Source organism: Bradyrhizobium ferriligni (assembly GCF_056837965.1).
Genome location: NZ_JBXEJO010000138.1, coordinates 1 through 8,326 on the forward strand (window position 1 = coordinate 1; position 8,326 = coordinate 8,326).

The 8,326-nt window shown below is 65.4% G+C and carries 8 protein-coding genes; 6 read left to right on the top strand and 2 right to left on the bottom strand.

The genetic code is table 11. From position 1 onward, the window contains the following. Positions 1-1,012: caspase family protein (locus AC1VNY_RS41690; protein WP_482409548.1), on the bottom strand; the 1,012-nt coding region annotated here is incomplete at its 3' end. A 389-nt stretch (positions 1,013-1,401) separates the two neighbouring features. Here AC1VNY_RS41690 and AC1VNY_RS41695 point away from each other — a divergent pair. After that, positions 1,402-2,208, top strand: coding sequence for an N-acyl homoserine lactonase family protein (locus tag AC1VNY_RS41695; protein WP_482409549.1), 807 nt, complete (start codon positions 1,402-1,404; stop codon positions 2,206-2,208). Positions 2,209-2,216: 8 nt separating this feature from the next. Next, on the top strand, positions 2,217-3,164 hold the full coding sequence (locus tag AC1VNY_RS41700; protein ID WP_482409554.1) for an NAD(P)-dependent oxidoreductase: 948 nt from the start codon (positions 2,217-2,219) through the stop codon (positions 3,162-3,164). A 175-nt stretch (positions 3,165-3,339) separates the two neighbouring features. Here the strand turns inward: AC1VNY_RS41700 and AC1VNY_RS41705 are convergent, their stop codons facing one another. Further along, positions 3,340-3,900, bottom strand: coding sequence for a MarR family winged helix-turn-helix transcriptional regulator (locus tag AC1VNY_RS41705; RefSeq protein WP_482409550.1), 561 nt, complete (start codon positions 3,898-3,900; stop codon positions 3,340-3,342). A 169-nt stretch (positions 3,901-4,069) separates the two neighbouring features. Between AC1VNY_RS41705 and AC1VNY_RS41710 the strand changes: the two genes are divergently transcribed. From AC1VNY_RS41710 to hmgA, 4 genes are read left to right on the top strand one after another with little or no spacing between them, the layout of a single operon-like run. Beyond that, the gene (locus AC1VNY_RS41710) at positions 4,070-5,698 is read left to right on the top strand and encodes an FAD-dependent oxidoreductase (RefSeq protein WP_482409551.1); all 1,629 of its coding nucleotides are present in this window, start codon (positions 4,070-4,072) and stop codon (positions 5,696-5,698) included. A gap of 9 nt (positions 5,699-5,707) precedes the next feature. After that, positions 5,708-5,935 (top strand): DUF2783 domain-containing protein, encoded by a 228-nt coding sequence (locus tag AC1VNY_RS41715; protein ID WP_482409552.1) that lies wholly within the window; start codon positions 5,708-5,710, stop codon positions 5,933-5,935. Between the two features lie 28 nt (positions 5,936-5,963). Then, positions 5,964-6,917: an MBL fold metallo-hydrolase gene (locus AC1VNY_RS41720; RefSeq protein WP_016843247.1), complete on the top strand. Its 954-nt coding sequence runs from the start codon at positions 5,964-5,966 to the stop codon at positions 6,915-6,917. 2 nt (positions 6,918-6,919) lie between these two features. Then, positions 6,920-8,266: a homogentisate 1,2-dioxygenase gene (gene hmgA / locus AC1VNY_RS41725; RefSeq protein ID WP_482409553.1), complete on the top strand. Its 1,347-nt coding sequence runs from the start codon at positions 6,920-6,922 to the stop codon at positions 8,264-8,266. Positions 8,267-8,326 lie beyond the last annotated feature (60 nt).

Genomic DNA, 8,326 nt, shown 5'->3' on the forward strand with positions numbered 1-8,326 from the left:
GTGGAGCGGCGGGCGGCGGGAGGGCGATCTCGGGCGCCTTGGGCTGGGGTGGCGGTGCGGTCGGCGCTGCCGCAACCGGAGGCGTCGGCGGCACCGGCGGTGGTGTCGGCGCTGTTGCCGCCGGTGGCGTCGGGGTCGCCGCAGGCGGTGTCGGCGTTGCTGCGGGCGGAGCCGGCGGAGGCGCGACCGGCGGCGCCGCTGCCACCTCGGGTGACGGCGACGCGGCGGGTGCCGGCGCGGCGTTCGACGGCCCGCCTGCGCCGGCCGGAATGAACGAGAAATCCTCGGCCAGGGACGACGAGATCCACGGCACCTGTTCCTGCCGCGAGGCCCGGGTGACGCCGACGCGGGTGCGGTTCAGCGTTTCCTCGGCCATCAGGTCGGGGGTGCGGATCTCCTTCAGGAGTTCCCGCACGAACAGGCTGTGGTCGCTGCCATTGTCGGAGACGACGGACGACAGCGCGGCCGAATACATCACCAATGTGCCGTTGGGGGCGATCACCGGGGCGAGCCCTGCCGAAAAGCTGCGGAAGCGCCGCTCGAACGGGTTGCGCCGCGAGGCGTCGATCAAGGCGATCTTCACCCCGGCGCCACGGCTGTTGATTTCCCCGAGCACGGTCTCGAGGCTGAAGCCGTCGCGGCGAACGTCGGCCTCGGCCCAGATCTGCGCATCGATCGGGATCATGTAGCTCTGCCGGTTCGACTGGATGCCGTAACCGGAGAAGAAGATCAGGGCGACCGAGCCCGGCTTGATCTTGCCGTAGAGCCGGTCGAAGGCGCGGCGCATCCCGTCGCCGGTCAGGTTCTCCCCGACCTCGACGGTGAAGCCGTCGCGCTTGAGCTCGTCGGCGACGTCACGTGCGTCGTTGACCGGCTCCTTCAGCGGTGCGTCCGCGTCGGGATATTTGGCGTTGCCGATGACCAGCGCGAAACGGTCGCCGGCGGCGAAGGACAAAGTGGGCGCCGCGATTGAAAAAATCAGCGTGGCGAGCAAGGCAAGGCGGATTTTCATAATCGCAGCAAATCCAGATCGCGGCATTCCAATGAAACGGCGCCGCTTCCAGCCTGCGCCCCGGGGACCTTACTCTAGCGAAAATCCATTATCAAACCACGGCCAAACCCCCGTCAACGGCTTGCGGCGGCATCGTTTATCGCGGTGATACTGGTGAGACCGCAGTGCAACAGCACACGGTCATGGCGGCCATCGCCGTCACGGCATGGTGCTGGTTCCGGTGAGCCGATAATGTGCTGGCACTCACAACGGCTGTCGCCACCCTGTCATGCGCTCGTCGCACGCCGCGCGGTTTGACGTTTGCGCGAGGCGATGGCTTTGTGTTCAGGACGGCAAGCCATTCAAAGACAAGCCGTTCAAAACAGGCCTTGCAAACAAGAGCGAAACCAATGGGAAACGCCTACGAGATCTACGCCCTGCGCTATGCGACAATGTCGCCGCGCACGCCCCACCTCAACTTCCTGGTGCCCGATCCGCACGACACCACCGCGCAAGACCTCGACTATTTCGTCTGGCTGGTGCGGGGTCATGGCCGTGACATCCTGGTCGACACCGGCTTCAACGCCGAGGAGGCCAAGGCGCGCGCCCGCAAGCTGACGCTCAACCCGGTCGATGCGCTGGCCGGCTTCGGCGTCAGCGCCGACAGCGTCAAGGACGTCATCGTCACCCATCTGCACTACGACCATGCCGGCAATCTGGATCGCTTCCCGAACGCCAAATTCCATCTGCAGGAACGCGAGATGAGCTACGCGACCGGCCGGTGCATGTGCAACGGCATGCTGCGCCATCCGTTCTCCATTGAGCACGTCACGCAGATGGTACGCCACGTCTATGGCGAGCGCGTCACCTTCCATTCCGGCGACGGCGAGATCGCACCCGGCGTCACCGTGCATCGCGTCGGCGGCCATTCCGACGGCCTACAGGTGGTGCGCATCGAGACCGCGCGCGGCCCGGTCGTGCTGGCGTCGGATGCCGCGCATTATTATGCGAACCTGCACAAGCGCAGCCCGTTCCCGATCGTCTACAATGTCGGCGACATGGCGCAAGGCTGGGAGACCGTCGAGCGACTGGCCGGTCATCCCGATCGCTTCATTCCCGGTCACGATCCGATCGTCAGCGAGATCTATCCGCGGGCCAGCGACAAGGTCGATGCGTTCGCGCTGCATCTGGCGCCGTCGCGATCGTTCGCGAAATAGCCTCGCCGATTGGGCGAGGCACGTCTGCAACACGTCAAGAAACGTCAAAAAGAAGCGATATGACTGACACCAAGACGACTGACACCAAGACTCTCGGATTCATTGGCCTCGGCGTGATGGGTGAGCCGATTTGCCGCAACCTCGTCAAGAAGAGCGGCAAGCGCGTTGTCGTGTTCGACCTCTCGGCCGAACCGCTGCAGCGGTTGCGCGCCGACGGTGCCGAGGTTGCGGCGTCGGTCGCCGACGTCATCAAGCAGAGCGATGTGCTGTTCCTCTGCTTGCCGAGCGCCAGGCACGTGCGCGCGGTGTTCGAAGGCGACGGCATCTTGAAGAACACGAGAAGCGGCCAGATCGTGGTCGATCTCGGCACGTCTTCAGTCAGCCAGACCCGCGATTTCGCGGCGCAGTTGCGGGCCAAGGGCGCGGCGTGGGTCGACGCGCCGATCGCGCGCACGCGGCAGGCGGCGCAGGACGGCACGCTCAGCGTGATGGTCGGCGCGGTGCCCGCGCTCTACGCCGCGATCGAGCCGCTGATCGGCTGCTTCGCCACCGACGTCACCAATTGCGGCGACGTCGGCGCGGGGCAGGTGACCAAGATCCTCAACAACATGGTATTGTTCGAGACCGTGAACGCGCTGGCCGAGGCCGTCGCAGTGGCGAAGCACAATGGCGTCGATCCGAAACTGCTGCTGGAAACCCTGTCGAAGGGCTCGGCCGACAGCTTCGCGCTGCGCAACCATGGCATGAAGGCGATCGTGCCCGGCGTGTTTCCCGAGCGCGCATTCTCGACCGAATATGCGCTGAAGGATCTGTCCTACGCGCTGGAGCTCGCCGCCGACGCCGGCATCAAGATCCGCGGTGCGGAGCTAATCGGCACGGTGCTGCAGGAGGCGATCGACAAGGGATCGAAGGACAACTATTTCCCTGTGATCGCGAAGCATATCGATCGCGGCTAGTGCAATATTTCGCCCCGCATCAGTGTGCGTAACCCTATCACCGTCATGCTGAGGAGGCCGCGCAGCGGCCGTCTCGAAGCACGACGGCCCGACTGTGGCCGTGCATCCTTCGAGGCTCGCTCGGCTCGCACCTCAGGATGACGGGTTTGGTAGCTGTGCGCGAAAGAGGGCCGCCCTAATAAACGTCCTTGGCGTCGGCCTCTTCGCTGGTTTGCACCAGCTCGAGGCTGCTCTCGACCTTGCCGAGCAGGCGGCCGAGGTCGCGGCGCTCCTGTGCGGAGAGGCAGGACAGGATGTCCTGCTCCTTGCGCAGCAGGCGCGGGATCAGCTCTTCATAGAGCGCCTGGCCCGCTTTGGTCAGTCGCAGGCGGAATTCGCGGCGGTCGTCGGCGTTCTCGACGCGCTCGACGATCTCGCGCTCCATCAGCGCCGACACCGCGCGGCTGATGGTGGATTTATGGGTGCGGGTGCAGTGCGCGATGTATTGCGCGCTACAGGGATCGCTGCGGAAGCCGAGCGTTGCGAGCACGCGCCACTCCGGAATGTCGAGGCCGTAGCGCGCCTGGTACTCGCTCGACAGCGCCGAGGACACCTCGGCCGCCAGCCGGTTCAGGCGGAACGGCATGAAATGGAAGAGATCGAGGCGCTTCTTTGTCGGCGCGATCGTGTCGCGCACCTCCGCTTCCACGGCACTGCGCGGGCGGGCTGGAGGCTGACTTGCAGAGGTCCGTGCCAAAAATCCCTCCAATTTGAGTTGACGGCAGCCCCGACTGGGGGTTTAAGATAGTTGCAAGTGAGACTAATTTAGCAAGGTCGCGGCCGGCTCGCAAGGTCCCGGTCGCAAGCCGGTCACACAGAACCGCAGCCAGAGGCCGCGGCGCAAGGGAAACATCCAGGGTCACGCAATGGCACACGCCAACACGGCACAGGCCAAAACCCAGTTCGGCTATCGCCGTCATCCCGACCAGGAGCGCTCGGGCGCCAACGTCGCGGAGCATCCCGTCGTCGTGGTCGGCGCCGGGCCGGTGGGATTGTCGCTCGCGATCGATCTCGCGCAGCGCGGTCAGCGCGTGGTGCTGCTCGACGATGCCGACCGGATCGGCGAAGGCTCGCGCGCGATCTGCTTCTCGAAGCGCTCGCTGGAGTTCTGGGATCGCCTCGGCGTCGGCGACCGCATGGTCGAGAAAGGCGTGGTGTGGAGCGTCGGCAAGATCTTCCACGGCGCCTCGCAGCTCTACCAGTTCAATTTGCTTCCGGAGGAAGGCCACAAGCGGCCCGCCTTCATCAACCTGCAGCAGTTCTACGCCGAGGCCTATCTGGTCGACCGGGTCGGGCAACTGCCTGAAATCGACCTGCGCTGGCGCAACAAGGTGATCGCGCTGGAGAGCCGCAACGATGGCGTTGCGCTGACCATCGCAACCCCGGACGGCTCCTACCAGGTACACGCGACCTTTGTCGTCGCCTGCGATGGCGCTCGCTCGTCGCTGCGGCAGATGGTCGGCGCGGAGTTCGCAGGCCAGGTTTTCGAGGACCAGTTCCTGATCGCCGACGTCAAGATGACGGCGGCGTTCCCGACCGAGCGCTGGTTCTGGTTCGATCCGCCGTTCCATGCCGGACGCTCGGCGCTGCTGCACAAGCAGCCGGACGACATCTGGCGGATCGATCTGCAGCTCAATCCGGATGCCGATCCGGTGGCCGAGAAGCAGCCCGAGAATGTCCGGCCGCGGATCGAGCGCATGCTCGGCCATGACAAGTTCGAGTTCGAATGGATATCGCTCTACAAGTTCCAGTGCCGCCGGATGGCCAAGTTCATCCACGGCCGGGTGATCTTTGCCGGTGATTCCGCCCACCAGGTCTCGCCGTTCGGCGCGCGCGGCGCCAATTCCGGGCTCGAGGACGCCGAGAATTTGGCGTGGAAGCTCGACCGCGTGCTGCGCCGGCTGTCGCCGGAGGGCTTGCTGGAGAGCTACCACATCGAGCGCAGCGCGGCGGCGGACGAGAACATCCGCGAGTCCACCCGCTCGACCGACTTCATGGCGCCGGTGACGAAACAGGAAGCACGGCTGCGCCAGGCCGTGCTGTCGCTCGCCAAGGACACCGAGTTCGGCAAGCGCATGGTCAATGGCGGGCGGCTCTCGGTGCCGTCGGTCTACGACACGCCGCTGTCGAGCGGCGATCGCGACGATTGGCGCGGCGGCCCGCGGCCCGGCGCCTCGATGCCGGATGCGCCGGTGACGGAGCAGGGCGGCGGTTCCACCTACCTGACCGATGTTTTCATCAGACAGGGAACGCGCTTCACGCTGCTGGAGTTTGGCAATGGCGCTGCGGTCGATGTCCCCGACGGCGTCGGCAGCATCCGGATCGGCGGCGAGGATGGGCTGGTCGACGCGCAGGGCCTTGCCGGCAAGCGCTACGATGCCGAGCCCGGCACCGCCTATCTGCTGCGGCCGGACGGTTATGTCGCCGCACGCTTCCGCAACGCGGCGCGGCCCGCACTCGAAGCGGCGCTGGCGCGTGCCGCCGGCCTGAACTGAGGAGCAGTCATGGCGCTGTCGACCAGTTCGAACTTCGCAAAGCCCGACGACGCCTTCCGCGCCATCGTCGAGGCCCATCGCGGCCTCACCGACGCGCAGAGCGCCGATCTCGATGCCGCGCTGGTTCTGGTGCTCGCCAACCATATCGGCGATCTCGACGTGCTGCGCGAGGCGATCGCGCTGGCGAAGCGGCGGATGCTGGACGCCGGCCAGCAGCAACAACAGCAACAACAATAGCACTGAGCAAACGGACAGGATTGAACTGATGGCCAAAGGTTTCGCATCGACCACGGATCTCGCGGAGAAGAAGGTCACTTTCTCCGAGATCGGCACCGATCTCTATGCCTTCACCGCCGAGGGCGATCCCAACACCGCCGTGATCGTCGGCGACGACGGCTGCCTGGTGTTCGACGCGCAGGCGACGCCGGCGATGGCGAACAAGGTGATCGAGCGGGTCAAGACCGTCACCGACAAGCCGATCAAATATGTCGTGCTGTCGCACTACCATGCGGTGCGTGTGCTCGGCGCCTCCGCCTATCACGCGCAGGGCATCGTGGCCTCGCAGGAAACCTATCGCCTGATCGAGGAGCGCGGCCAGCAGGACTGGGATTCCGAATATGGCCGCTTCCCGCGGCTGTTCCAGGATGCCGCGAGCATTCCCGGCCTGACCTGGCCGACGCTGACCTTCGAAGGCGAGATGTCGATCTATCTCGGCAAGCGCGAGGTGCGGCTGATGCAGCTCGGCGCCGGCCATACCTCGGGCGACATCGTCGCCTGGGTGCCGGATGCCGAGGTGATGTTCTCGGGCGATCTGATCGAATATCACTCGGCCTGCTATTGCGGCGATGCGCATTTGCGCGAATGGCCGACGACCTTGAACGAGATCCGCGCCTTCAACCCGAAGGCGATAGCGCCGGGCCGCGGCGATGCACTGAAGGGCCTCGCCACCGGCCGCGATGCGATCGCGATGACCCGCGATTTCGTCACCACGCTCTACGGCGCCGCCGAATCGTCCGTCGCCAAGGGCCGCAGCCTGAAGGAATCGATGGCGGCGACGCGCGAGGTGATGGATCCGAAGTTCTCGAGTTTTGCGATCTACGAGCACTGCCTGCCGTTCAACGTTTCGCGCGCCTATGACGAGGCGTCCGGGATCGACGATCCCGTGATCTGGACCGACAAGCGCGACCAGGAAATGTGGGCCGCCCTGCAAGGAGGATAGTGATGAACATCAATACCTCGCCTGATCAGATCGTCCGCAGCTCGGGGCAAGTCACCCCGGGCTACATGTCCGGCTTCGGCAACAGCTTCGAGACCGAGGCCTTGCCCGGTGCGCTGCCGATGGGGCGCAATTCGCCGCAGCGCTGCGCCTACGGGCTCTATGCCGAGCAGCTGTCCGGCTCGCCGTTCACGGCGCCGCGCGGCACCAATGAGCGCTCCTGGCTCTATCGCATCCGCCCGTCGGTGCGGCATTCCGGCCGCTTCGCCAAGGCAGATAGCGGGCTGTGGCGCACCGCGCCATGTCACGAATACGACATGCCGATCGCGCAGTTGCGCTGGGACCCGGCGCCGATCCCGAAGGAGGACATGACCTTCCTGCAGGGCGTGCAGACCATGACCACGGCGGGCGATGCCAACACCCAGGCCGGCATGGCGGCGCACATTTATCTCATCACCAAATCGATGGTCGATCAGCATTTCTACAATGCCGACGGCGAGATGATGTTCGTGCTGCAGCAGGGCAATCTGCGCCTCGTCACCGAGTTCGGCCGCATCGACGCCGAGCCGGGCGAGATCGTCGTGATCCCGCGCGGCGTCAAATTCCGCGTCGAGATTCCCGGCGGCCCGGCGCGCGGCTATCTCTGCGAGAATTACGGCGGCGCGTTCACGCTGCCGGAGCGCGGCCCGATCGGCGCCAACTGCCTCGCCAATTCGCGCGACTTCCTGACACCGGTGGCGAGCTACGAGGACAAGGACACGCCGACCGAGCTCTACGTCAAATGGGGCGGCTCGCTGTTCAAGACCACGCTGCCGCATTCGCCGATCGACGTGGTCGCCTGGCACGGCAATTACGCGCCCTACAAATACGATTTGCGCACCTTCTCGCCGGTCGGCGCGATCGCCTTCGATCATCCCGATCCTTCGATCTTCACGGTGCTGACCTCGCCGTCGGAGACCGCAGGCACCGCGAATATCGACTTCGTGATCTTCCCGGAGCGCTGGATGGTGGCCGACAACACCTTCCGTCCGCCCTGGTACCACATGAACATCATGTCCGAGTTCATGGGCCTGATCTACGGCGTCTACGACGCCAAGCCACAGGGCTTCGTGCCCGGCGGCATCAGCCTGCACAATTGCATGCTGCCGCACGGGCCCGACCGTGAAGCCTTCGAGCACGCCAGCAACAGCGAGCTGAAGCCGGTGAAGCTGACCGGCACGATGGCCTTCATGTTCGAGACCCGCTTTCCGCAGCGCGTGACGCAGCACGCCGCGACGTCGTCGACGCTGCAGGACGATTACTCGGATTGCTGGAAGGGTTTGGAGAAGAAGTTCGACCCGAACAAGCCGTGATCTTACCCTCCCCTGAAGGGGGAGGGTCGACGCGAATGAAATGAGCGGCGGGGTGGGGTG

Excerpts from the sequence above, each read along its gene's own strand:
- AC1VNY_RS41715 (WP_482409552.1), top strand. The coding sequence starts at position 5,708 with ATGGCGCTGTCGACCAGTTCGAACTTCGCAAAGCCCGACGACGCCTTC.
- AC1VNY_RS41710 (WP_482409551.1), top strand. The coding sequence starts at position 4,070 with ATGGCACACGCCAACACGGCACAGGCCAAAACCCAGTTCGGCTATCGC.
- AC1VNY_RS41720 (WP_016843247.1), top strand. The coding sequence starts at position 5,964 with ATGGCCAAAGGTTTCGCATCGACCACGGATCTCGCGGAGAAGAAGGTC.
- hmgA (WP_482409553.1), top strand. The coding sequence starts at position 6,920 with ATGAACATCAATACCTCGCCTGATCAGATCGTCCGCAGCTCGGGGCAA.
- AC1VNY_RS41695 (WP_482409549.1), top strand. The coding sequence starts at position 1,402 with ATGGGAAACGCCTACGAGATCTACGCCCTGCGCTATGCGACAATGTCG.